Here is a 23,465-nt window from a genome sequence, read left to right on the forward strand (position 1 = left end):
TGCACACTTCCTCATCGCGCTTGTGACCGAACCCCTCTCGCAGGAGTTGGGTGTCTCTCCCCCTTGAGCGACGGGCGCCCGCTACTGTGGCGCGCAACCCGCCAGATCGTCGCCTCTCTGATCGCGACCATCTTTACTCAACCTTCCTTCCCTGCGCCAAAATCTCCATGCCTTGCGATATCGCTGGCGCGAACCACCACGAAAGCGCAAATTTCAGTCCATGCCAAAGCTATCTTAGCGCCTATGCCCTTGAGGGGGAGATGTCCGGCAGGACAGAGGGGGGTGTGACGGAACTCGGCCTATCCCTTGTCGGTACTCAGCTCTTGTCGCGGATCTGCGTCATCGTCCGCGTCGGGGTGATCGCCTCGGGGTCGAGCCTGATTTCGACGATCGCCGGCTTGCCGCTGGCGCGGGCCCGCTCGAAGGCAGGGGCAAAATCTGCCGTGTTCTCGACCGTCTCGCCGTGGCCGCCATAGGCGCGGGCAAGAGCGGCAAAGTCAGGGTTCTTCAGATCGGTGGCGACGACGCGGCCGGGATAGTCGCGCTCCTGGTGCATGCGGATGGTGCCGTAGATGCCGTTGTTGATGACGATGACGATGATCGGCAGGTCGTATTGCACGGCGGTGGCGAATTCCTGTCCGTTCATCAGGAAGCAGCCGTCGCCGGCAAAGGCGATCACGGTGCGGTCGGGATGGAGCGCCTTAGCGGCGACCGCGGCCGGCGTGCCATAACCCATCGAACCGGAGGTTGGCGCGCCCTGCGTGGCGAAGCGGCGAAAGCGGTGGAAGCGGTGCACCCAGGTGGCGTAATTGCCGGCGCCGTTGGTGAAAATGGCGTCGTCGGGCAGAACCTTTTCCAGGTAATTCATGATCGGTCCCATCTGGACCGGGCCGGGGCCGGTCTCAGGCGGCGTCGACCAGTCGAGGTAGGCGGCATGGTGCTTTGGCGTCTCATCCGCCCAGGCTGGCGCGGAGGCTGGCTTGCGCTTGGCGAAGGCTTCGACGAAGGCCGATGGCGAGGCGTTGATCGCCAGCGTCGGCCGGTAGACGCGGCCGAGTTCACCGGCATCGGCATGGACATGGACCAGCGTCTGGTCGGGATAGGGGCTTTTCAGCAACGTGTAGTCGGAGGACGGCATCTCGCCCATGCGGCCGCCGATCAGCAGCACCAGGTCGGCCTGCTTGATGGCGGTGGCCAGCTTCGGGTTGATGCCGATGCCGACATCACCGGCATAGTTCGGGTGCAGATGGTCGAACAGCATCTGGCGGCGGAAGGAGCAGCCGACCGGCAGCGACCAGGCCTCGGCAATGGTGCGCATGCGCGCCACCGCTTCCTCGTCCCAGCGTGTGCCGCCGAGGATGACGAAAGGGCGTTTGGCCTTGCCGAGCAGTTTCTCCAGCGCGTCGAGCTCGGCTCCGCCGGGGCGGGTTTCGACCGGCGTGTGCGGCAAGGCCGCAGGCGCGTCGACCAGGCTGGTCAGCATGTCCTCCGGCAGCGAGATGACCACGGGGCCGGGGCGGCCCGATGTCGCGACGGCGAAGGCGCGGGTGACGAGTTCGGGGATGCGCGCGGCATCGTCGATCTCCACCACCCATTTGGCGATGTCGCCGAAGAAGCGCTTGTAGTCGACCTCCTGGAAAGCCTCGCGCTCCTTGGCGTGGCTGGCGACCTGGCCGATGAACAGGATGGCGGGTATCGAATCCTGCATGGCAATGTGAATGCCGGCCGATGCATTGGTGGCGCCGGGGCCGCGGGTGACGAAGCAGATCCCGGGCTTGCCGGTCAGCCGCCCCTGGCAGTCGGCCATCATGGCGGCGCCGCCTTCCTGTCGGCAGACAATGGTGCGGATGGGCGAGTCATGCAATGCGTCGAGCACCGCGAGATAGGATTCGCCGGGCACGCAGAAGATGCGGTCGGTGCCGTTCGCCTCGAGTGCGTCGACAATCAGTTGTCCACCGGTCTTCATCGTCCAGACTTCTCCAGTTCGGCAAGGATTTCTTGCGTGTGTTCGCCAAGGCGCGGCGAAGGGCGTTCATAGACCAGCGGTGTGCCGGACATCACCATCGGCGCGCGTACCGAGGGCAGACGATTGCCATGGCCATCGTCGAGGTCGAGGCGCATGCCGCGTGCGATCGTCTGCGGGTCGGCAAACATCTGGCCGATGTCGTTGATCGGGCTCGCCGGCACGCTTGCCGCTTCGAGCTTGGCCAGCAGCGGGTCGCGATCCCAATTCTTCAGCGTCTCGATCAAGTGCTCGCGCAACTTCACCCGGTTGGCGACGCGGGCCGGATTGGTGGCGAAATCGGGATTCGCTGAGAGATGGTCGAGCCCGACGGCGGCGCAGAATTTGGCGAACTGGCCGTCATTGCCGACCGCCAGGATGATGTGGCCGTCCCTGACCGGGACAACCTCATAGGGCGCAATGTTCATATGCGCATTGCCCATCTGCACCGGCGCCTTGCCGGAGACGAGATAGTTGAGGTTCTGGTTGCCGAGTGCGGAAATCTGCGTGTCGAACAGGGCCATGTCGATATGCTGGCCTTCGCCGGTCTTTTCGGCATGGCGAAGCGCTGCCTGGATGGCGATCACCGAATAGAGGCCGGTGAAGATGTCGGAAATAGCGACCCCGGCCTTTTGCGGCTCGCGCCCGACCTCGCCGGTGATCGACATCATGCCGGCCATGGCCTGGATGATGAAATCATAGCCGGCGCGTGGGGCGTAAGGCCCGTCCTGGCCGAAGCCGGTGATCGAGCAGTAGACGAGTTTTGGGTTGATCGCCTTCAGGCTCTCGTAATCGAGCCCGTATTTCTTGAGGCCGCCGAACTTGAAGTTCTCGATCAGAACGTCGGCCGTGGCAACCAGCCGGCGCACCGTCTCGGCCCCTTCGGGCGTCGAGAAATCGACCGCGATGGAGCGCTTGCCGCGATTGCAGGAGTGGTAATAGGCGGCCGACAGGTTCTCGCCATCATGGCTCATGACGAAGGGCGGACCCCATTTGCGGGTATCGTCGCCGCCATCGGGGCTCTCGACCTTGATGACATCGGCGCCGAGATCGGCCAGCAATTGTCCTGCCCACGGGCCGGCCAGGATGCGGGCGAGTTCGACGACGCGGACGCCTTTCAGCGGAGGTTCAGCCATAAATCACCAAAAACGGGTCGGAACCGCAGCCTCTATCAACCCGGGATGCCGCTGTCACGGGCCTTGCGGTGGGCCAGCGATGTCAGCGTTTCAACACACCATCGGCCCACGCGGCAAAATCGGTCATGACGGAGTCGCGGTTCACCTCGTTCAAGCTTTCGTGCCGGGTGTCGGCGTAAACCTTTGAAACCAGATTCGAAAAGCCCATCGCGCGCATGCGCTTGGCGAGATGGTCGATGCCCTTGCCATAGTCGGAGGCCGGATCCTTCTCGCCGCCGACGATGCTGACGGGCAGGTCGCGCCTGATGCCGGCAAAGCCCGCATCCTTGCCGCCTTTCTGCGCCATCTCCACGACATCGCGCCACATCGAGATCGAGGCATCCCAGCCGCACAGCGGGTCGGCAATGTATTTCGCCACTTCTGCCTCGTCGCGCGACAGCCAGTCGAAGAGCGTCTTGTGGCTGGGCACCGCCTTGCCCCAGGCCTGGAAGGTCAGCCTGGGCAAGATGCGTGAGGGGACATCGGAGCCGAGCCTGAAGCGCTCATAAGCGAGGATGGCGAGCGCAAGCCGGCCGAGCAAGCCTTGTGAGAAATTGCCGTTCCAGATCGCCGCGGCGTGGACGCGCGGCGAGTGCGCCAGCAGGTAGTTGAGCGCCACCGACGCACCCATCGAATGGCCGAACAGGATGACCGGCAGGCCGGGCTGCTCCCTTGCGATCAAATCGTGGACGGCATCGACATCGGCGATCACCTTGGCCGGGCCGCCTGTGCCGGCGAACCTGCCGAGCGGGGCATCGGGCGCCTTGGTCGCGCCGTGGCCGCGATGGTCGTGCACGTAGACGTGAAAGCCGCCGGTGCTGAGGTAATCGGCGAAGCGGGCATAGCGCGCCGCATGTTCGGCCAGGCCGTGATTGACCTGGACTACCGCGCGTGGAGAGCCCCCCGCGCGCTTCACATAGAGGTTGAGCGTGGCCCCGGTCGGTGAGGCCAGCGTCGTCTGCTTGTCAAATGCCATGTCTCGCTCCCTCGGCGACTGTTGAGCGACGCGGGACCGACGTCAAGGGGAGGTCGAAATCAGCCGGGGCCACTGTTGACAGCTTGCTGTCAATTTGGCTATATGACAGCATACTGTCAATAGGATCGGAGCATGACCATGAAAACCGTTTCGCGCCGCGCGTTTCTGCTGGCGAGCCTTTCATCCGCAATGCTCCTGCCCGGCATTGCTTCCAGCCAAACCAGGGAGATGACCATGAAGACCATTGCCGGCCCGCAGGGCCAGCTTGCCGGCTACGACATCAAATCCGGCGACGGCCTGCCGATCCTGTTCGCGCATGGTGATTGCAGCCGCGCCACACAGTGGAACCGGGTGATGCAGCTCACCGCAGGTGGCCGTGAGGCGGTCGCCTTCGATTTTCGCGGCCATGGCGCATCGGCGCCTGCAGCTGATGCCGACTACGGCTATGACGGCCGTGCCGACGATATTGGTGCGGTGGCCGATGCGTTCGGCCTGAAGCGGTTTGTCCTCGTTGCACATAGCGGCGGCAGTGGGGCCGCGCTCGCCTATGCCGCCGGCCATGCCGACCGAGTTGCCGGCATCCTGCTGGTCGATCCGGCGACCGATCCGCGCGCCCTGCCCAAAGAGATCCGCGACGGGTTCGTGCGCGATCTGGCAGGGCCAAACGGCGGCGATGTCCTGAGCGCTTATTACACCTCGATCGCCGGCTCCAATGAAGATGTCCGCAAACAGGTCCTCGCCGATGCGGCGGTGGTCGATCCGGCAGCTCGGGCAGGCGTCGGCAAGGCGCTGGCGGAATGGAATCCCGAACCGACGCTCGATGCCTATCACGGGCCGATCTTCGTGCTGGCCAGGGAGGCCAATGACAATGCGGCGGCCCTGTTTCGGCTGCGCATCGGAATTGGCCACAGAACCGTCGCCGGTTCCGGCCATTGGGTGATGCTTGACAAGCCGGAGGCGGTGGCTGAAGCCGTCAACACTTTCGTTTCCACCATCGAGGCCGGCCAGAAATGACAAGCAGGACCGAAGCCGGAGATGTGCTCACCGAACTGGTGCTTGCCGTGTTCCGGCTGAATGGCGGGTTTCTCGACGCGGCCGACCGGCTGGCCGAGCCTGCCGGGTTGACGGCGGCGCGCTGGCAGGTTCTGGGCGCGGTGCTGAAGGAGCCGAAATCGGTGGCCGACATTGCCCGCGACATGGGGCTTGCCCGCCAGAGCGTGCAGCGCCTTGCCGACATTCTGGCCGCCGAAGGGCTTGCCGCCTATGCGGACAACCCGGCGCACCGCCGCGCGAAGCTCCTGGCGATGACCGATGCCGGCCGGGCCGCGATCCGGGATATCGGCACGCGCCAGCATGTCTGGGCCAACCGCATCAGCGAGGGCATCGAGGCTCGCGCGCTCGAGACAGCGCTTGATCTGCTGCGTATGTTGACGAAGCGGGTCGAGGAGGGCGGGGTCTGATCGACCGAGCGATTGTTTTTTGCGGCGGACGAAAGAAATCGTAATTCTGACATGTCACACGTTTCTAGCTTGCGCTATGAAACGCTAGGAGTGCTGGAATGCGGATATCGGCGATTTGGGGTGCGGTGTTGGTGGCGCTGGCCGGTGTCGGCATGGCGCGCGCCGATGTGAAGATGGGCGGCTCCTTCGTGGCCGATGCGGCTTGCCCGGCGACGCAGGCAATCAAGAGCGGCAAGAACCCCGGCAATATCGCGACAACGGCTGGACAGAGCTACGACCTCCTGGCCGGCAACAAGGATGCGCCGACGCATTACCTCATCCGCGTGCCGGGCGCCGATCCTGAGCGTCGCTGGGTCAAGATCAGCTGCGGTCATGTCACCGGCGGCAGCGCAGCCGCCCAGCCGGCCGCGCCCGCCGATCAGGGCAAGCCTGCGGCGCCGGCTTCAGGAAAACCCGAATATGTTTTCGCGCTGAGCTGGCAGCCGGCCTTCTGCGAAACCAAGTCGAGCAAGCCCGAATGCCAGGCGCAGACGGCGGGCGGCTTCGACGCGTCGCATTTCACATTGCATGGGCTCTGGCCGCAGCCGAACGGCAATTTCTATTGCCAGGTGCCGGCGAGCGACAAGGCCAATGACAATCCGGCCCATTGGGCAGACCTGCCGCCGGTCGATCTCGATGCCGCTACGCGCGCCGAGCTCGACCAGGTTATGCCGGGCACCGCCTCCAAGCTCGAACGGCATGAATGGATCAAGCACGGCACCTGCTACGGCAAGAGCCAGCAGGAGTATTTTGCCGAGGCGCTGAACCTGATGCGGGCGGTGAATGCCTCGCCGGTGCGCGAGCTCTTCACCAGGAATGTCGGCAAGCAGCTGACTTCGGACCAGATCCGCAGCGCCTTCGACAGCGCCTTCGGCGCCGGGTCGGGCGCGCGGGTGCGTGTCTCCTGCCTGGTCGATCCGTCGAGCGGCAGGCGGCTGATCGGCGAGCTGACGCTCGGCCTGACCGGCCCGATCGGCCCCGACAGTTCGCTGAGCACTCTCATGCTCGCCTCGGCGCCGACGACCAAGGCGGGCTGTCCGAAGGGCTCGGTCGATGCGGCCGGGTTCCAGTAGGATATCCGTCTGTCGCTTGGTAGTGACGCGGTGATATGGTCTGGATGTGTTTCATTCGGCGGGGGTGGCGATGAGTGGCATGACATCAGGCGCGCTGGCGCGGCTGGCTTTCTGGGCCAGGGGGATGACCGCCATAAAAGACGGCCGCATGGAATGGCCGGGCTTTTCCTATACCGATGCCGAGTGGGCGCGCATGCGCGTGCTTGCCGCGCCGATCGGGGCAAGCCGCTACCAGCTGTTCACTTGGGTCAATGCCGCGATCTTCATCGCCATTGCCGCGCTCGGCATCGTCTGTGTCTTCCTGCCGCTGGCGACACTTTTGTTTCCGGTGCCGGCCGACACCAGCGCGCTCAAATTCTCGGCTCTGCTGGCGGCGTGTGCCTTCCTCATAATCGGGCTCGGCTTGCCGATCTCCATGCGCCTGTCGAGCGCGTTGGCCATCTCCCGGGAGATGCGCGCCGGTCTTGTCGGCGAAGCCGGTGACGAAGCGCTGGCGGCAAAAGTGTCTTGGCAGATCAACCGCATCATGCTGGTCATGTGCGGCCTGCTGGTGCCCGGCATTCTGTTGTTCATCGCTTATGACATCGATGCCAGTCCGATCATCACCGTGCTGAAATGGCTGGCCATCGCGCTGATAGCCGTTTCAGTTGCGGTCGGCGCGTTGCAGCAGCGCAAGCGGAGCTGACAGCCTTATCCGCTGACGCCACGCGTGGGCAATGTCCACGCGGTTAGGTCTTCGGCATCGTCATGCGCTTCGCCGACGACGCGGTCACGCCCGGTGGACTTGGCCCTGTAGAGACGCTCGTCGGCAAGGGCGAAGAGATCGGCAAGCGAGCCTACGGTCTCATCGACAGTGGCGATGCCGGCGCTGACGCTGATGTCGAACCGGTTTACGCACGCCTTGACGGCCTGGCGGAGGTTTTCTCCGAGCAACCTGGCGACCGCATGCGGTTGCGAGCAAAGGATGGCGAACTCCTCGCCGCCGATCCTGAAAACCTGATCGTGCGCGCCGGCCGCCTGGGTCAGCACCTGGGCGATCGATCTCAGCACCCTGTCGCCCTCGGCATGGCCGAAGCGATCGTTGATCGACTTGAAATGGTCGACGTCGACGATCAGCAGGCTGAGCGGTTGGGCCGTGCGCAGGCTGACAGCGACCAGACGTTCGCCGTCGCTGTCAAAGCGTCCCCTGTGCAACAGGCCGGTGAGGCCGTCGCGGCCGACATGTTCGACCAGGGCTTCGTAGCGCTCGCGATAGGTCAAGGTGTCGAAGACGTCGGACAACCCACGTGGTGCCACGACCTGACGCGTTTCGAACCATCTGAGATAGGCGACAAGCATGGCGCTGTAGGCAAAAGCGGCACCCATCTTGGCGAACCAGCCGCCGAAGAAGACCGCAATCGGCGCGCCGGCGACGAAATGCAGGGCGCTGAAAAATCCGGCCTGGTCGAAGGTGAGCACGCAGGCGACGCAAATCAGGATGCGGGAGAACGGCGCCCTGCGTAGATAACGCCCGAGCTTTTCGTAAAGCAGGATGATCAGGATGGCGTCGATGAAGAGCAGCGTCGTGCCCCACACCATCAGCCAGCCCAACTGGTCGATGAAACCGATATCGGGAAGCTTGCCGTCGGAAAAGGCTGAAATATGGTGCAGGCGCAGGATCAGGACCAGCCCGATCATCAAGGCGTTGCCGAGCAAAAGGCCATAGATCGGCTGGCGCACCGTGGCCGCATCTTCCTTCATGTAGAGGAGAAGCAGCATCACCAGCTTGCCGGAAAACAGCACCGCCGAGCCTGGCGAGACCATGCCGAAGGGCAGGGCGACATAGAAGACGCTGGCGAGATAGGTTTCGAGGAAATGCATGGCGCCCAGCGCGCAGACGAAGACGCCGAGGCCGATGCGATCCCTGAAGCGGAACAGCGTGACCATGACGCTGAAGTAGACGACCGCTTCGGCAAGGAGCAGGAAACTGTTCAGCACTACCTTCGGTCCGATCTTTACTTTCGATCGCGACAGGCCAGCGATCGATCCTGTTTTGACGCTGAAGGGTTAACCGGGGATTTCAACGCTCCCTACAACCGGCGGAAAACTTAACGTGCGGTGTACACCCGGCTTGAAATGGCAAAAGCGATTGCCGTTCGGCCCGGCATCGCCTACATAGCGGCCAACCTCCATTCAATCCGACATTTCGGTCAATCATCAAGGAAAGCGCGCGTGGCACGCCAGTTCATCTATCACATGGCCGGCCTCAACAAGGCCTATGGCACCAAGAAGGTGCTTGAGAATGTCCATCTCTCCTTCTATCCCGACGCCAAGATCGGCATCCTCGGCCCCAACGGCTCGGGCAAGTCGACGATCCTCAAGATCATGGCCGGGCTCGACAAGGAGTGGAACGGCGAAGCCTGGCTCGCCGAAGGCGCCACCGTAGGCTATCTCGCGCAGGAGCCGGCGCTCGATGCCAACAAGACGGTGTTCGAGAACATCATGGAAGGCGTCGCCGCCAAGACCGCCATCATCGAGCGCTACAACGAATTGATGATGAACTACTCCGACGAGACGGCTGACGAGTCGGCCAAGCTCCAGGACGAGATGGACCGGTTGAACCTGTGGGATCTCGAACAGCAGGTCGAGATGGCGATGGAAGCGCTGGGCTGCCCGCCCAAGGATTCCGAGGTCACCAAGCTTTCGGGCGGTGAGCGCCGCCGCGTCGCGCTCTGCCAGCTGCTGCTGCGTCAGCCCGACCTCTTGCTGCTCGATGAGCCGACCAACCATCTCGACGCCGAGACCACGGCGTGGCTGGAAAAACACCTGCGCGCCTATCCCGGCGCGGTGATGATCATCACCCACGATCGCTATTTCCTCGACAATGTCACGGGATGGATCCTCGAGCTCGATCGCGGCCGCGGCATTCCCTATGAGGGCAACTACACCAAATACCTCGAAGCCAAGGCCAAGCGCCTCAAGCAGGAAGGTCGCGAGGACGACGCCCGCCAGCGCGCCATCGGCCGCGAGCGCGAGTGGATCCAGTCCAGCCCGAAAGCCCGCCAGACCAAGTCCAAGGCGCGTATCCAGGCGTTCCAGGACCTGCTGGATGCAGCCGACAAGCGGCGTCCGAGCGATACGCAGATCGTCATTCCGCATGGCGAGCGGCTCGGCAATGTGGTGATCGAGGCGGAAGGCTTGTCGAAGGGCTTTGGCGACACGCTGTTGATCGAGGGTCTGGAATTCAAACTGCCGCCGGGCGGCATCGTTGGCGTTATCGGGCCGAACGGCGCCGGCAAGACGACGCTGTTCCGCATGATCACCGGCCAGGAAACCCCGGATGCCGGCTCTGTCCGCGTCGGCGAGACGGTCAAGCTCGGCTATGTCGATCAGAGCCGCGATGCGCTCGATCCGTCAAAGACGGTGTGGGAGGAGATTTCCGGCGGTGCCGAAGTGGTCAAGCTCGGCAAGTTCGAGGCCAACACGCGCGCCTATTGCGCGTCGTTCAATTTCCGGGGCGGCGACCAGCAGCAGAAGGTTGGCAACCTCTCCGGCGGCCAGCGCAACCGCGTCCATTTGGCCAAGATGCTGAAGACCGGCGGCAATGTGCTGCTGCTCGACGAACCGACCAACGACCTCGACACGGAAACGCTGGCGGCGCTCGAAGACGCGCTGGAAAACTTTGGCGGCTGCGCCGTCATCATCTCGCACGATCGTATGTTCCTCGACCGTCTGGCCACCCACATCCTCGCCTTCGAGGGCGACAGCCATGTCGAATGGTTCGAGGGCAATTTCGAGGACTACGAGCAGGACAAGATCCGCCGGCTCGGCCCCGAAGCCGTCAACCCGCACAGGATGACGTACAAGAGGCTGACGCGGTAGCTGCTTTTAAGCTTCATCATTGAGATTTTGTATGAAATCTTCGGCCAACTTGGCCGAGGGGAATCGCGCAATTTCCCGATAGTCGGGTTGATGCTCTGCCGTGGATGGGGAGTTTAGCACTATGAAAGCATCGTTCTCCTGGACCACAATGTTAGTTAGATCAACGCTGTCGATGGCCGTTGCATCCCGTGCTTGGCAATATGGGCATTCGTCATCACAGTTACATGACCAATCCGTAGCCCAGTACCTATGACATCTGTAGCATCTGTAATTATTGAGATACCAAGCCATTTCAAGCACCTAAGAACGATCTAAGGGCAGATCACCTGCGCTATCGCGCAATACGATACCGACCGCGTGATAAGAATTCAAGAAATCCGTTGTCCCGAAGATACTGAAGTTGTTGACGGATTTTTGGCCTAATATTCCGATTGTTTCGGTAAAGGAGGGCAAGCCTTTTTTCAAATGCGTAAGCCTCGTCGATATCAAATTCTTCTCTGCCAATCGACTCGATACAGCGCATTACCTCAATGAGCCATCCTCTGACTTCATGAGGCGTCTCCCGTAGAAACACGGTGCGGTTCCAAGCAGCCAGAACTTCGTCTTTCGAGGTGACGATGCCGTTCCTGACTAGGTGGATTCTTCCCGCTTCAGGGACCCGATTAAGAAGAATGTTTGAACCGATCCAGCCAGCGCGGCGTGCCGTTGGCGAGAGCGGCTTCCTAGGTTGTACGATTTCCGGCGAGAAAAAATGTTTCGGAATAACGAAGACGGATTCTACGAATCGTTGATTGAAATTGTATTTTAGTAGGAAAAAGTTAGGGTTAGTGGACGAATTCAGTCGCTCTATTTTTCTGCTATACGCTCCATTGGTGACTTTTTTGCCAAATGGTTTCTTTGCGCTTTTTAGTTCGTATTCATCATCGCATTTATTGCAGTAAAAATCAGCTACGGGACGATTTGCCGGAAACTGTGTCAGGTGCGAATTACCGCAGTTGGGACAGTATAGCCATTCTGATGCCCACTGCTCCGTCCAAATTCTCGCGCTCTGCGAACCGCTGCCGTATGCCGCCTGAGTTTCTTGGAATCCCATTTTCATTCAGAAATGGTCTACGCAATGCGTTCGCGCGTCAATCTATGCTGGCGGGGAGTGTCGTGTTCGGACCAGCGCGCCGCCTCCCAAATCGGAATCGATTTTCGGAAACGATCATGCGAAAATTAAAGTGCCACAGATGTTCTGCGTCCAACAAGGAGGCGCGGCACCGTAGGACAGCCGGCTTATCATCGTGGTGGTGGAAGTCAGCACCGTCACGAGGTATGGATGAGTAGCCAAGCCACTGAAGCAAAATCCGATTGGTCCGCCGCCCAATATCTGAAATTCGAGGATGAGCGCACGCGGCCCGCGCGAGATCTTGTTGCGCAGGTGCCGGTGGATTTCCCGCGCCGGGTGGTCGACATCGGCTGCGGCCCGGGCAACTCGACCGAGCTGCTGGTCGAGCGCTGGCCGGATGCTGAGGTCATCGGTTTCGATACCTCTCCCGACATGATCGAAAAGGCGAGGGCGCGCCTGCCCAGCGTCAATTTCGACCTCGCCGATGCCTCGACGTGGCGGCCTGCCGAGCCGGTCAACGTCATCTTCGCCAATGCGGTGTTCCAATGGCTGCCCACCCACCCGGTAGTGTTCCAGCGGCTGATGGGCTTTCTCGCGCCGGGCGGTGCGCTCGCCGTCCAGATGCCCGACAATCTGCTTGAGCCGTCGCATCGGCTGATGCGCGAGACGGCCGCCGAAATGCCGTTCGCCGCCAAGATGGCAGGTGCTGCGCGCGGACCGCTGCCGGCGGTGTCGTTCTATTATGATCTCTTGTCGCCGCTCTCCATCCGGGTGGATATCTGGCATACGGCCTACAATCATCCGCTGACCGACGCCGAGGTGATCGTCGAATGGGTGAAGTCGACGGGGCTGAAGCCGTTTCTCGATCCGCTCGACGCCGGCGAGCGCAAGATATTCCTCGACAATTACACGGCCAAAATTGCCAAGGCCTATCCGAAGACCGCAAACGGCAAGGTGCTGCTGCGCTTCCCGCGCATTTTCATCGTCGCCAAGCGGGCCGGTAGCACTCCCGATGACATCCCGCCACAGCCTATGGTTTAAGCCGGCGTAAACCGGTGGGGTGAGAAAAGTGTTGTGTCGCGCCCCCTCGTCGTTCACATGAGAACGACAACGCCTGCGCATGGACGGACTGGATATGCATCGCGTCATCATCAGCGGCATCGGCGTTGAAATCCCTGAAGCCAAGATCACCAATGAAGAACTGGTCGCCAGCTTCAACTCCTGGGTCGACACCGACAATGCGCGCCGGCAAGGCACGGATGAGACGCTGCTGCAGAAATCCGACAGCGCCTTCATCGTCCATGCCTCGGGCGTCCAGACCCGGCATGTGATCGAGCGCGAAGGCATTCTCGATCCGACTCGCATGGCGCCGCGCATCCCGGCGCGACCGGACGATGCACTGTCGCTGCAGGCCGAATTCGGCGTGGCCGCGGCCCGGAAGGCGCTCGACCATGCCGGGCTGAAAGCCTCCGACATCGACCTGGTGATCTGCTCGGCCTCGCACCAGCAGCGGCCCTATCCGGCGATTGCCATCGAAATGCAGGAGGCGCTGGGCACCAAGGGCGCCGGCTTCGACATGGGGCTTGGTTGTTCATCGGCCGCGGCCGCCTTGCACATTGCGGCCAATCTGGTGCGGGCGGGCGCGCACAAGCGCGTGCTGGTGGTCACGCCGGAGATCATCACCGGCCATCTCAATTTCCGCGACCGGCAGACGCATTTCATCTTCGGCGATGCATCGGTGGCGATGGTGGTCGAGGGGCTGGGCGAGGGCGAGAGGCGGCCGGGGCGTTTCGAGGTGCTGGACACGCGCACCTGGACGCAGATGTCGAACAATATCCGCACCAATCTGGGCTATCACACCCGCACCGCCCAGGACGATCCTTACATGATCAACCTCGAAGGCAATCTGATCAAACAGGTCGGCAACAAGGTGTTCAAGGAAGTCACCGTCGCCGGCCACAAATTCATTGTCGAATTCCTCGCCGAGCACGGGCTGACGCCGCAAGCCATCAGGCGATTCTGGCTGCATCAGGCCAATGCGCGAATGAACGCCATGATCCTGAAACTGGCCTTCGGCCACGAGGTCGACCATGACCGCGCGCCGATGGTGCTGGAGCGGCTCGGCAACACCGCCGGCGCCGGCGCCATCATCGCGCTGTCGGAAAACCACGCCGACATGAAGCCCGGCGATTTCGGCGTGCTGTGCGCCTTCGGCGCCGGCTATTCGATCGGCGGCGCGCTTTTGCGGATGCTGTAATCAGGCCGGCATGAACGGCACCAGCATCGGTACGCTGCGGGCATAATCGTCATAGGCGTTGCCGAGTTCTCCGCGCAGAAAGCGTTCCTCCAGCCTTGCCTTCATGACGATGCCGACGGACGCCATCAGCCGGTTTGATCGAGTCATCATCGCTTTCGACTGGACCCGAGCCCACGGCTACGGCTAATGCGACGTCATCCTGCAGAAGGAACGAAGCCATGCTGGACCTCTTCCCGGAGTCTGAGAAGCCGGTCGACATCATCCCCGCCAGGAAGCTGTCCGCCAAAGTGGCCGCTTTGTACGTCGCCCCGTCGAATCACTTCCAGACGCGCCCGGTGGAAGCATTGCAGCTCGGTTTCGAAGGCATCGACGGCGACTTCCACGCCGGCGCCACCCGTCGTTCCGGCGGTCGCGAACCCTGGTATCCGCGCGGCACCGAAATCCGCAACGAGCGGCAGATATCAATCGTAGCAGCGGATGAACTCGCCGTCGTTGCCGAGCGGATGGGGCTGGCCGAGATCAAGCCGGAATGGATCGGCGCCAATCTGCTGATCGAAGGCGTGCCGCATCTCTCGATGCTGCCGTCAGGCACGCTGCTGTTCTTTAGAGGTGGCGTGACGATCAAGGTCGATGCGCAGAACGGACCTTGCCGCCTTGCCGGACGTTCGATTGCCGAAAACGCCGGGATGGCCGATCGGGAGGCCGGCGCGCTGGCCTTCCCGAAGGCGGCGAAACGGCTGCGCGGCCTCGTTGCCTGGGTCGAGAAACCGGGTCGTATGACAACAGGGGAAGAGATCTCGGTGCGCGTGCCCGAGCAGTGGATTTATCGATCCTAGTACCGAGCTAGGGCAAGGGCTGGGCCGCCGGGGCGACGCAGCCGGATTTCAAGACGCGCTCAGGCCGCCTTGCGGTTCTTCTTGGCGCCCTGCGCCTCGACGGAAACGTGGTCCCACTTTTCCCACAGCGCGATGCGGTTGGCGTATTCCTGCTTGATCATCGGCAGGCCGCCATCGCCGAAGAAGACGCGCAGCGGCGGCTCGGCCGCGTCGACGATTTCAAGCATCGCCGGTCCGGTGGCCTCGGGGTCGCCGGCGACCGAGTTGGCGCGGCGTTCCGCCATCTTGGCGCGGGCCGGCGCGTAAGCCTCGATCGCTTTGGAGACCTTGGCCGAGGCGCCGGACCAATCGGTGGAGAAGCCGCCCGGTTCGACAAGCGTCACATGGATGCCGAATTCGGCGACCTCGATGCTGAGCGACTGGCTGAAGGCTTCGAGCGCCCATTTCGAGGCATGGTATAGGCCGAGCGACGCAAAGGCGTTGACGCCGCCGATCGACGAGATCTGGATGATATGGCCGGAGCCCTGCGCCCGCATGATCGGCAAAGCCGCCTGGGTGACCCAGAGCGCGCCGAACACATTGGTTTCGATCTGGTCGCGGGCTTCCTGTTCGCTGACTTCCTCGATGGCGCCGAAATGGCCATAGCCGGCATTGTTGATGACGACGTCGAGCCGGCCAAAGCGCTTGTGCGCCTCGGCGATGGCCGCATCGACAGCCTTCTTGTCGGTGACGTCGAGCTTGATCGCGGCGACATTATCGCCGTATTTCGCGACGAGATCGGCGAGCGTGCCGGCATCGCGCGCGGTTGCGGCGACACGGTCGCCGCGAGCGAGTGCGGCCTCGGCCCAGACTCGGCCAAAGCCTTTCGACGATCCGGTGATGAACCAAACCTTGCTTGTCATGACGTGGAATCCTTGCCCATGCGGGCCGTGAACTGGGAAGCGGAGGCTTCTCCGCTTCCGCGATATACGGTGCGTCGAGCGATTTTCCAGAGGCGAGGGGGAATCTTTTTGGTCACGTCATCGTGTGGAGCAGGACCTTCGCCGGTCAGGGATAGCGCACCGGGCTCGACCAGGCCGGGTCGTCATGCTTTTGCCAGTAGAGCGCCATCAAGCGCTTTGTGATCCCGCCTATCTTGCCGTCGGCGACAGCAGCGCCGTCGATCACTGTCACCGGCATGATGCCGCCGGCGGTGGAAGTGATGAAGACTTCGTCGGCAGCCTTCAGCGCGGCAACGCTGACGTCGACGGCCGTGGTGGGAAGCGCTGCCTCGGCGCAGAGGTCGAAGACGGTGCGCCTGGTGATGCCGGGCAGCACGCCGGCGGCTGGCGTCGACAGCCTGCCGTCCTTGACGCAGAACACGTTGAAGCCGGGGCCTTCGGCGACATTGCCGTTGAAGTCGAGAATCAATGCGGTTTCGGCCCCACGGTCATAAGCGTCGTAGAGGCCGCGCACGAGGTCGAGCCAGTGGTAGTTCTTGATCGCCGGATCGATCGAGACCGGCGGAATGCGCACCTTGTCGCTAATGGCGACATGCAGGCCGCGCCGCAACTGCTCGGCATTGGCGACCGAGCCGAAGGGAACTGCGAAGGCCATGAAGCGGTTGACCGCCTGGCGCGGATCGCGGCTGAAGGTCGGCGAGGCGCCGCGTGTGCACAGCATTTCGACATAGGCGGCGCGATGGCCCGACAGCGCCACGCAATTGTGCAGAATCTCGGCCACACCATCGCGGTCGGACGGGATCGTCATGCGCAGTTTTTGCAAGCCGGCGAAGAAGCGGTCGAGATGCAGGTCGAGTCGGAAGAAGCTCCCGTCCCAGACATGCACGGTGTCGTAGGTGGCGTCGGAATGCAGAAAGCCCCAATCCAGCACCGAGATCTTGGCTTGCGACATCGGCAGATACTGACCATCGAGAAAGGCGATGCCGTCGGGATAGGAATGCGGATCGATATGGCGATCCGACAAAGCCGGCAATGGCACAATGCTACCGGCTGCTGCGCTTCGGTTCATGGCGATTGGTCCCTTCGGCTTGATGCGGCAGATTCAAGCTAGTGGTCCCCTGCAGGCGGCATAGGGCCACCCAACCATCGCTGTTTGTCCTAGGTAGCACATTCGATATGCCCTATGGTCCGGCTTGAAAATATCCGGCCGGGAGGGGCAAAATGGGCAGATCTTTTCGGACCATCAGCTTTGCAATTTTCCTCGTCTTCGTCACTGGCCATGCCTTCGCGCAATGCGCTCGCGAGGGCGAGGCGCTGTGCCAGAACGGCCAGACCTATCGTTGCGAGAAGACGGGCAGCGAGCTGACGCCGATCTTTCAGAACGTGCCTTGCGTGGTCAACGCGGCGGGGCTCAACGGCGTCTGGACCGGCAGCGGTCATCAAAGTCCGGCCGGTGCTGCCAGCGCCGATTGGGCGATCGCAATGACAATCGGCGATGGCGCCGCGTCGATCGACTATCCGTCGCTCGGCTGCGGCGGATCGTTGACCCAGATTTCTCGCGACGACAGTTCGGCGGAATACCGGGAAAACATCAGCTACGGCCAGGACAAGTGCATCGACGGTGGCGGCATCACCGTCCGATTTTTCAAAGGGAACCTGTCCTGGACCTGGGTTGGCCAGGCCGACGGCCAGCCCTACAATGCGGTTGCCGTATTGAAGCGACGGTAGCTGAAGTTATTCCTCTTCGTCCTCTGCATCGAGCAGGCGCGTGGCGCGCCAACGGGTCAGCACCATGTTTGTTTGCTCGATGACGAAGAACCGCGCCGAGTCGCGGTCATAGCCCTCGGCCAGCAGCTTTTCATAGTCGGTATGGCCGTGCCTGATATGGGCGATCGTCGCCAGCCAGACCGCGATGCCCGGCGGCAGCGTCTTCATGTGCACGGCGCCGGCCTCGGTGCGGATTTTCTCCATATCGGCATAGGGCGCCAGGGGCAGCAGTGCGGTCAGCGCCTTGGCGATGGCGCGGCGGCGGCCGGTGGGCGCACTCATTTTTCGTCACGCCCGGCAATGGTCGCCTCGGGAAAGGCGTCGGTCGAGGCGAAATAGGGCTTGATGTCGATCACTGGCGTGCCGTCGAGAACATCGATGGCGTCGATGGCGATGCGGCCGTTGTCGATGTCGACGGCGATCAGGCCGGCGACATGCAACCCGATCGGGTTCGGCCGGGCAGGGGAGCGCAGCGAGAAAACCCCTTTCGGTTCAGCCGCATGGCGGGGTTTCTGCACAATCAGTCCTCGCGGCGCGTAATGCAGCCAGGACAGGAGGACGATGTGGCTGGCCCGCTCCAGCGCAAGCAGACCGTCGCGATAGGGTGGGTCGATGAGAACGGTGGCCGCCTGTCCGGTCTCGCGGGCGGCGCGCATGTTCTTCGGGCAGCTTTCGCGCGTGGTCCATGGCGAGGCGATGCGGCCGATAAACACGATATGGCCATCCGCCGGCATGTCAGCCGGGTCGGCCTGCAGGAGCTTTTCGCCGTCGCGCGTCTCGAACATGGCTTTCGCCCTAGCACAAGTTTCCAGCCGATCGTCAGGGAAAAGCGGTTCTCTCTGGCGGGGACCATGTGTGCGGCATTTTCTTGTCAGGAAGCGACATAGGCCTTGCTATGCCGCCAAAGCTGACATAAACATATGTTTATATCTTTTCAACGAGAATACGCCAATGCATGTTTCGCTCGATACGATGGTTGATATGTTGAAGGCTGCGGCCGAATCGAGCCGGCTCCGCATCCTGGCGCTGCTGTCGCGCGGCGATCTCACCGTGTCCGACCTCACCGAGATCCTCAGCCAGTCGCAACCGCGGGTGTCGCGGCATTTGAAGCTGCTGCTGGAGGCCGGGTTGATCGGCCGCTACCAGGAGGGCTCGTGGGCCTTCTTCCGGCTGTCGGATACGGATTCCGCGCGCGACTTCGTCATGGGGCTGGTCTCTGGCATTCGCGGCGCCGATCCGCAGGTCGAGCGCGATCTCGAGCGGTTGGCATCGGTCAAGCGCAAGCGCCAGGACCGTGCCGCCGAGTATTTCTCCGAGAACGCCGCCAGCTGGGATCACATCCGCTCGCTGCATGTGCCGGACCGCGCGGTGGAAGCCGCACTCCTCAAGCTGGTCGGCAAGCGGCCATTCCAGTCGATGCTAGACCTCGGCACCGGTACCGGGCGGCTGCTGGAGATATTTTCGCCGCTCTACCGGCGCGGCGTCGGCATCGACATGTCGCGCGAAATGCTGACGGTGGCGCGGGCCAATCTCGACAAGGCAGGCATCGCCAATGCGCAGGTCCGCCAAGGCGACATTTTCGCGCCGCCGGTCGAGCGCGACGCCTTCGACCTCGTCACCATCCATCAGGTGCTGCACTATCTGGACGATCCCGCCCGCGCCATCCGCGAGGCGGCAAGGCTGCTGCGCCCGTCGGGCCGGCTGGTGATCGTCGATTTCGCGCCGCATGCACTGGAATTCCTGCGCGACCAGCATGCGCATGTCAGGCTGGGCTTTTCCGACCGCCAGATCTCCGAATGGTTTGCCGAGGCCGGGCTCGATCTCGAGGATGCCCAGGAATTCGAGCCGCGCGGCGGCAACGAAGCCAGGCTCACCGTCAAGCTGTGGCTCGGCCGCGACCGCCGCATGCTGATCGCCGAGCCTTCAAATGACACCCAACCCACCAAAGCGTACCCTATGGGGGAAATCGCCTGATGAACCAGTTCCGCTTTTCCCGCCGTCCCGACATTGGCGACAAGGTCCGCGTCTCCTTCGAGTTCTTCCCGCCGAAGACCGACGAGATGGAAGCCAGGCTCTGGGACACCGTCACCAGGCTGGAGCCGCTGAAGCCGAGATTCGTCTCGGTGACCTATGGCGCCGGCGGCTCGACGCGGGAGCGCACGGCGCGCACGGTCAAGCGCATCCTGAACGAGACGGCGCTGACGCCGGCGGCGCACATGACCTGCGTCGACGCCGCCCGCCATGAGGTCGATGCCGTGGTCCGCGAATTCGCCGATATGGGCGTGAAGCGCTTCGTTGCGTTGCGCGGCGATCCGGCGGCGGGTGTCGGTACGGCCTACCGGCCGCATCCCGATGGCTATGCCAATGGCGCCGAACTTGTCGGAGCGCTGAAGGACGCCGGCGATTTCGACATCTCGGTCTCGGCCTATCCCGAAAAGCATCCGGAAAGCCCCGACTTCGCCACCGACTTCGACATGCTGAAGCGCAAGGCCGACAATGGCGCGACGCGGGCGATCACCCAGTTCTTCTTCGACAACGATCTCTACGAGCGTTATGTCGAGAAGGCGCGCCGTGCCGGCATCTACATCCCGATCGTGCCTGGCATCCTGCCGGTGCACAATTTCACCCAGGTCGCCAATTTCTCGGCACGCTGCGGCGCGCTGGTGCCGGCATGGCTGGCCGAGCGTTTCGAAGGGCTGCACAACGATCCGCAGACGCATGCGCTCGTGGCGTCTGCCGTGGCGGCCGAGCAGGTGCTCGATCTCGTCGAGCGCGGGGTCAGCGACTTCCATTTCTACACCATGAACCGGGCCGACCTGGTGTTTGCCATCTGCCATATGATCGGCATCCGCTCCCACGAAACAGAGGCAGCTGGATCCGCCGCCGCCTGAGCTTCATCGTGGTACGAAATCTGAAATGCAAAAGGCCGGGCGAAACACCCGGCCTTTCGAATTTGTGGGCTATTGCTGCTGTTTTCTTCCGCTCCGGCGGTTACGGAAGAACACCTATGATAAGGGCGCCAATGAAGGCAAATGCAGCACAGATCATCAATGCGTTGATTGGCCTCGTAAGTCCCATGTCATAGTCTCCTTCTTCAAGAGCTATGGATGGGAGTCTAGGGGCATTTGTGCCACAGGCAAGCGGAAAATATGCTGCAATGCGACGCGATTGTGGAATTTGCGACCTGCCACCTGTCGTTAAGCGTTGAAACTCTTCGGCAAAAGCCGCTGGCAGCCTGTGAATAAATTGTGACGCGCCCGTGGCGAAAGCGAGGCATGGCAGCGCTACCAGAGCTAAAGCGCGTCGTTGTCCCAAAACCGCTGCGCACTTTTGGTCGACAGCATTAGCGCCGACCAAACAACCGCCCGTCGATCGTCACCAGGCCAAGCGCGATCAGTGCCATGCCGCAGAACTCGAACAGAGCGAGCCGCTCGCCGAGGAACAGGAGGCCGAGCAGGATGGCGCTGGCCGGGACGATGAGCGTGACCAGCGAGGCGTTGGTGGCGCCGGCCGAGGCGACGAGGTTGAAATAGAGGATGTAGGCGAAGGCGGTGGAGAGCAGCGCCAGCGCCAGCACCGCCGTCCAGACCGGCGGCGAGGCCGAGAACAGGCCGGCCGGGCCATAGGTGAGCAGCACCACCGGGATCATGATGATGGTCGACGCCGTCAATTGTCCGGTGGCGATGACCGGCGAGGGCACGCCCTTGAAGCGGCGGGCAATCATCAGCGCGACGGCGTATGACAGCGAGGCGCCGATCAGCGCGAATTTCGCCCAGACCGGGCCGCCGAGCCCGGCCAGCAGGCCGGGGCCGATCATGACAGCGGTGCCGGCGATGCCGAGCCCGATGCCGGCAAGCTTGTTCCAGGAGAGCTTTTCGTCCGCTGTCAGCGCGTTGGCGAGGATCAGCGTCCAGAACGGCGTCGTCGCATTGAGCACCGAGGCGACGCCGGCGCCAAGCGCGGTCTGGCCGGCAAAGATCAGCGAGAACGGGACGACATTGTTGGCGAGCGCCAAAAGGAAAAACAGGCCGGCATGCGGGAAGGCGAGGCGGAAGGACGGACCGCGAATGCCGAGATAGAGCTGCAGTGCAATGGCCGCAATGGCAACGCGAAACAGCACCAGCACCAGCGGGTGCATTTCGGCAACGGCGATGCGGGCAAAGAAGAACGAGCCGCCCCAGATGGCGCCGAGCAGCAGAAGCTGTCCCCAGTCCCTCAGCGTCATCGGTCCGCGCTGCACGGCTGTCGTGGCTATTGCCATCGTGAACGTCCTTCCCCGCGGCATCAATGCCAGCCACTCAGGCAGAAGGCATATCGGGTCCGGCGACAAGAGCCACCCGAAACCTGATTGCTGGCAACAGTGCTGCCAGGAGGATGCGCCGCTGGGTCAGTGCCCGCCAGACACAGAATTGTTTTCTTTGGCCGCTAGCTTGGATTAATTGTGCGCAGCCGAGAAGTCAGGGGATTCGTCCATGCAGCGATTCGAGAATGCCCGCGAGGCGGCGCTGGCGCTTCGGCCGGACGATCCGGTCTACTGCTTTCGCCCGCAGGTGCTGAAGGCGGATGCCAAACAGTTCATGGGCATGTTTCCCGGCAAGACCGCCTACGCAGTCAAGACCAATGGCGAGCAGATCGTGCTCAAGGCGCTGGTCGAAGCCGGCGTCACCGCCTTCGATGTGGCCTCGCCCGGCGAGTTCGCCGCCGTGCGCGCCGTCTCACCCGACGCCGAGATGCTCTACATGCATCCGGTCAAGGCGCAGTCGGACATCAAGCTTGCGCTGGAAAAATACGCCATCCGGGTCATTTCGCTCGACCATGAGGACGAGATCACCAAGCTGACGCGGGTGGTGCGGGCGCTTGACATCGATCCGGGCTCCATCAGCGTGTTCGTGCGAATCCAGACCAAGGGTTCGGCGGCCTATGAACTGTCGAAGAAATTCGGCGCCGGGCCGGCCTATGCGGTGGAACTCGCCGAGCGGCTCAACCGCACCGGCTACAAGGTCGGCCTGTGCTTCCATGTCGGCAGCCAGATCGAGGATCCCGACACCTATGAACGGGCGCTGGCCTCCGCCGATTGGGTGCGCAACCGGCTGACCTTCGACATTGCGGGCCTCGATGTCGGCGGCGGCTTTCCCGCCGAGTACGGCCATGACCCCAATCGCAAGCAGATCGAGATGCCGTCGCTCGGCCAGATCATGTCGCGGCTGTCGGGCGACCTGAGGGAATACCAGTTCGACCAGATCCCGTTGGTGGCCGAGCCCGGCCGGGTGATCGTGGCGCGCTGCCTGTCGCTGATCGTGCGGGTGCTGCTGCGCAAGGGCAAGCGGCTCTACATCAATGACGGCATCTGGGCGTCGCTGTCGGATTCTTGGACCGGCAAGATCACACTGCCGGCCCGCTTCATCCCCGATCCGGCGATCCGCTCGCGCAATGGCGAGGAGAAGAACATCGTGCCGTTCAAGGTCTGCGGCGCGACCTGCGATTCCGTCGACATCCTGTCGCGGCCGTTCTGGCTGCCGGAAACCGTCGACACCGGCGACTGGATCGAGATCGGCCATATCGGCGCCTATTCGCTGTCGCTAAGAACCCGCTTCAACGGCTTTTATCCCGATACCTTCGTCGAGGTGACGACACCCTTCGATGAAGGCGATGCGCCGCAGGGATTCGCCAGCCTAGAGACGATGGCGGATTAGGTTTCTTCCTTCTCCGCTTCAGCGGACGAAAAGCCAATTGCTTGGCTTTTCGAGCCTTCGACGCCCTGAGCTATGCGAAGGGCCGGGGTGGTGGCCGATCCACCTGCCGGGTCCCCGCTGCTTCGCAGCGTCCCGGCGTTCGCCAGCCTTCATGCCGATGAATTCGCTCCGCGAAACCGGGGTAGTGTGCTGAGAGTTCTGCAAATTCGCTGAGAGGGGGCGGTCATGGCAGGCTGGTGATTGTTCACGTCACCTGATTCCCGCGAAGGAACGC

At 62.7% G+C, this 23,465-nt stretch carries 23 protein-coding genes; 12 read left to right on the forward strand and 11 right to left on the reverse strand.

Annotated elements, in window-relative coordinates:
- Positions 1-316: 316 nt before the first annotated feature.
- From NKI31_RS30810 to NKI31_RS30820, 3 genes are all read right to left on the reverse strand, one after another.
- Positions 317-1,966: a thiamine pyrophosphate-binding protein gene (locus NKI31_RS30810; protein ID WP_352653354.1), complete on the reverse strand. Its 1,650-nt coding sequence runs from the start codon at positions 1,964-1,966 to the stop codon at positions 317-319.
- Positions 1,963-3,138 (reverse strand): CaiB/BaiF CoA transferase family protein, encoded by a 1,176-nt coding sequence (locus NKI31_RS30815; RefSeq protein WP_352653355.1) that lies wholly within the window; start codon positions 3,136-3,138, stop codon positions 1,963-1,965. The genes NKI31_RS30810 and NKI31_RS30815 overlap by 4 nt, the downstream gene beginning before the upstream one ends.
- A gap of 82 nt (positions 3,139-3,220) precedes the next feature.
- Positions 3,221-4,153 carry an alpha/beta fold hydrolase gene (locus NKI31_RS30820; protein WP_352653356.1) on the reverse strand — a complete coding sequence of 311 codons (933 nt, stop codon included), beginning with the start codon at positions 4,151-4,153 and terminating at the stop codon, positions 3,221-3,223.
- A gap of 132 nt (positions 4,154-4,285) precedes the next feature.
- Between NKI31_RS30820 and NKI31_RS30825 the strand changes: the two genes are divergently transcribed.
- The 4 genes from NKI31_RS30825 to NKI31_RS30840 all read left to right on the forward strand — a co-directional run bounded on the left by NKI31_RS30825 (position 4,286) and on the right by NKI31_RS30840 (position 7,410).
- The gene (locus NKI31_RS30825) at positions 4,286-5,167 is read left to right on the forward strand and encodes an alpha/beta fold hydrolase (protein WP_352653358.1); all 882 of its coding nucleotides are present in this window, start codon (positions 4,286-4,288) and stop codon (positions 5,165-5,167) included.
- Positions 5,164-5,613, forward strand: coding sequence for a MarR family winged helix-turn-helix transcriptional regulator (locus tag NKI31_RS30830; protein ID WP_023690845.1), 450 nt, complete (start codon positions 5,164-5,166; stop codon positions 5,611-5,613). Before NKI31_RS30825 ends, NKI31_RS30830 begins: the two co-directional genes overlap by 4 nt.
- Before the next feature lie 98 nt (positions 5,614-5,711).
- The gene (locus tag NKI31_RS30835; RefSeq protein WP_352653359.1) at positions 5,712-6,725 is read left to right on the forward strand and encodes a ribonuclease T2 family protein; all 1,014 of its coding nucleotides are present in this window, start codon (positions 5,712-5,714) and stop codon (positions 6,723-6,725) included.
- 70 nt (positions 6,726-6,795) lie between these two features.
- Positions 6,796-7,410: a hypothetical protein gene (locus tag NKI31_RS30840; RefSeq protein ID WP_031194875.1), complete on the forward strand. Its 615-nt coding sequence runs from the start codon at positions 6,796-6,798 to the stop codon at positions 7,408-7,410.
- A 5-nt stretch (positions 7,411-7,415) separates the two neighbouring features.
- On the opposite strand, the gene NKI31_RS30845 is transcribed toward NKI31_RS30840, so the two are convergent.
- Complete coding sequence (locus NKI31_RS30845) at positions 7,416-8,702, reverse strand: GGDEF domain-containing protein (RefSeq protein WP_352653360.1); 1,287 nt, start codon at positions 8,700-8,702, stop codon at positions 7,416-7,418.
- 234 nt (positions 8,703-8,936) lie between these two features.
- Between NKI31_RS30845 and ettA the strand changes: the two genes are divergently transcribed.
- Positions 8,937-10,586: an energy-dependent translational throttle protein EttA gene (ettA, locus tag NKI31_RS30850; RefSeq protein WP_023668235.1), complete on the forward strand. Its 1,650-nt coding sequence runs from the start codon at positions 8,937-8,939 to the stop codon at positions 10,584-10,586.
- 331 nt (positions 10,587-10,917) lie between these two features.
- On the opposite strand, the gene NKI31_RS30855 is transcribed toward ettA, so the two are convergent.
- Positions 10,918-11,685 (reverse strand): DpnI domain-containing protein, encoded by a 768-nt coding sequence (locus NKI31_RS30855; protein ID WP_352653361.1) that lies wholly within the window; start codon positions 11,683-11,685, stop codon positions 10,918-10,920.
- 222 nt (positions 11,686-11,907) lie between these two features.
- On the opposite strand from NKI31_RS30855, the gene tam reads away from it, so the two are divergent.
- Both tam and NKI31_RS30865 read left to right on the forward strand, forming a co-directional pair.
- The gene (tam, locus tag NKI31_RS30860) at positions 11,908-12,738 is read left to right on the forward strand and encodes a trans-aconitate 2-methyltransferase (protein ID WP_023729366.1); all 831 of its coding nucleotides are present in this window, start codon (positions 11,908-11,910) and stop codon (positions 12,736-12,738) included.
- A gap of 94 nt (positions 12,739-12,832) precedes the next feature.
- Positions 12,833-13,954, forward strand: coding sequence for a beta-ketoacyl-ACP synthase III (locus NKI31_RS30865; protein WP_352653366.1), 1,122 nt, complete (start codon positions 12,833-12,835; stop codon positions 13,952-13,954).
- On the opposite strand, the gene NKI31_RS30870 is transcribed toward NKI31_RS30865, so the two are convergent.
- Positions 13,955-14,101 carry a hypothetical protein gene (locus NKI31_RS30870; protein WP_352653362.1) on the reverse strand — a complete coding sequence of 49 codons (147 nt, stop codon included), beginning with the start codon at positions 14,099-14,101 and terminating at the stop codon, positions 13,955-13,957. It lies immediately after the preceding gene.
- 71 nt (positions 14,102-14,172) lie between these two features.
- On the opposite strand from NKI31_RS30870, the gene NKI31_RS30875 reads away from it, so the two are divergent.
- Positions 14,173-14,790 carry an MOSC domain-containing protein gene (locus NKI31_RS30875; protein ID WP_023821784.1) on the forward strand — a complete coding sequence of 206 codons (618 nt, stop codon included), beginning with the start codon at positions 14,173-14,175 and terminating at the stop codon, positions 14,788-14,790.
- A gap of 59 nt (positions 14,791-14,849) precedes the next feature.
- Here NKI31_RS30875 and NKI31_RS30880 read toward each other — a convergent pair whose 3' ends face one another.
- Positions 14,850-15,692, reverse strand: coding sequence for an SDR family oxidoreductase (locus NKI31_RS30880; protein WP_023690853.1), 843 nt, complete (start codon positions 15,690-15,692; stop codon positions 14,850-14,852).
- Between the two features lie 145 nt (positions 15,693-15,837).
- Entirely contained in the window at positions 15,838-16,800 is a 963-nt protein-coding gene (locus NKI31_RS30885) for a D-amino acid aminotransferase (RefSeq protein ID WP_023668243.1), read from the reverse strand.
- 152 nt (positions 16,801-16,952) lie between these two features.
- Here NKI31_RS30885 and NKI31_RS30890 point away from each other — a divergent pair, with 152 nt between their 5' ends.
- Positions 16,953-17,459 carry a hypothetical protein gene (locus NKI31_RS30890; RefSeq protein WP_352653363.1) on the forward strand — a complete coding sequence of 169 codons (507 nt, stop codon included), beginning with the start codon at positions 16,953-16,955 and terminating at the stop codon, positions 17,457-17,459.
- A 6-nt stretch (positions 17,460-17,465) separates the two neighbouring features.
- Here NKI31_RS30890 and NKI31_RS30895 read toward each other — a convergent pair whose 3' ends face one another.
- Both NKI31_RS30895 and tsaA read right to left on the reverse strand, forming a co-directional pair.
- A complete protein-coding gene (locus NKI31_RS30895) occupies positions 17,466-17,780 on the reverse strand; it encodes a DUF2293 domain-containing protein (RefSeq protein ID WP_023668245.1) in 315 nt (104 codons plus the stop codon).
- On the reverse strand, positions 17,777-18,283 hold the full coding sequence (tsaA, locus tag NKI31_RS30900; RefSeq protein WP_352653364.1) for a tRNA (N6-threonylcarbamoyladenosine(37)-N6)-methyltransferase TrmO: 507 nt from the start codon (positions 18,281-18,283) through the stop codon (positions 17,777-17,779). Before tsaA ends, NKI31_RS30895 begins: the two co-directional genes overlap by 4 nt.
- A 166-nt stretch (positions 18,284-18,449) precedes the next feature.
- Here tsaA and NKI31_RS30905 point away from each other — a divergent pair, with 166 nt between their 5' ends.
- Together NKI31_RS30905 and metF are read left to right on the forward strand one after the other, a co-directional pair.
- Positions 18,450-19,472, forward strand: a complete 1,023-nt coding sequence (locus NKI31_RS30905) for an ArsR/SmtB family transcription factor (RefSeq protein WP_352653365.1) — start codon at positions 18,450-18,452, stop codon at positions 19,470-19,472.
- Positions 19,472-20,389, forward strand: coding sequence for a methylenetetrahydrofolate reductase [NAD(P)H] (gene metF / locus NKI31_RS30910; RefSeq protein ID WP_023690856.1), 918 nt, complete (start codon positions 19,472-19,474; stop codon positions 20,387-20,389). The genes NKI31_RS30905 and metF overlap by 1 nt, the downstream gene beginning before the upstream one ends.
- Before the next feature lie 452 nt (positions 20,390-20,841).
- Here the strand turns inward: metF and NKI31_RS30915 are convergent, their stop codons facing one another.
- Positions 20,842-21,759 (reverse strand): DMT family transporter, encoded by a 918-nt coding sequence (locus NKI31_RS30915; RefSeq protein ID WP_023682155.1) that lies wholly within the window; start codon positions 21,757-21,759, stop codon positions 20,842-20,844.
- A gap of 211 nt (positions 21,760-21,970) precedes the next feature.
- Between NKI31_RS30915 and NKI31_RS30920 the strand changes: the two genes are divergently transcribed.
- A complete protein-coding gene (locus NKI31_RS30920) occupies positions 21,971-23,191 on the forward strand; it encodes an alanine racemase (protein ID WP_023668250.1) in 1,221 nt (406 codons plus the stop codon).
- Positions 23,192-23,465: the final 274 nt, after the last annotated feature.

The organism is Mesorhizobium sp. M0659, from assembly GCF_040320605.1.
In the GTDB taxonomy this organism is placed as follows: domain Bacteria; phylum Pseudomonadota; class Alphaproteobacteria; order Rhizobiales; family Rhizobiaceae; genus Mesorhizobium.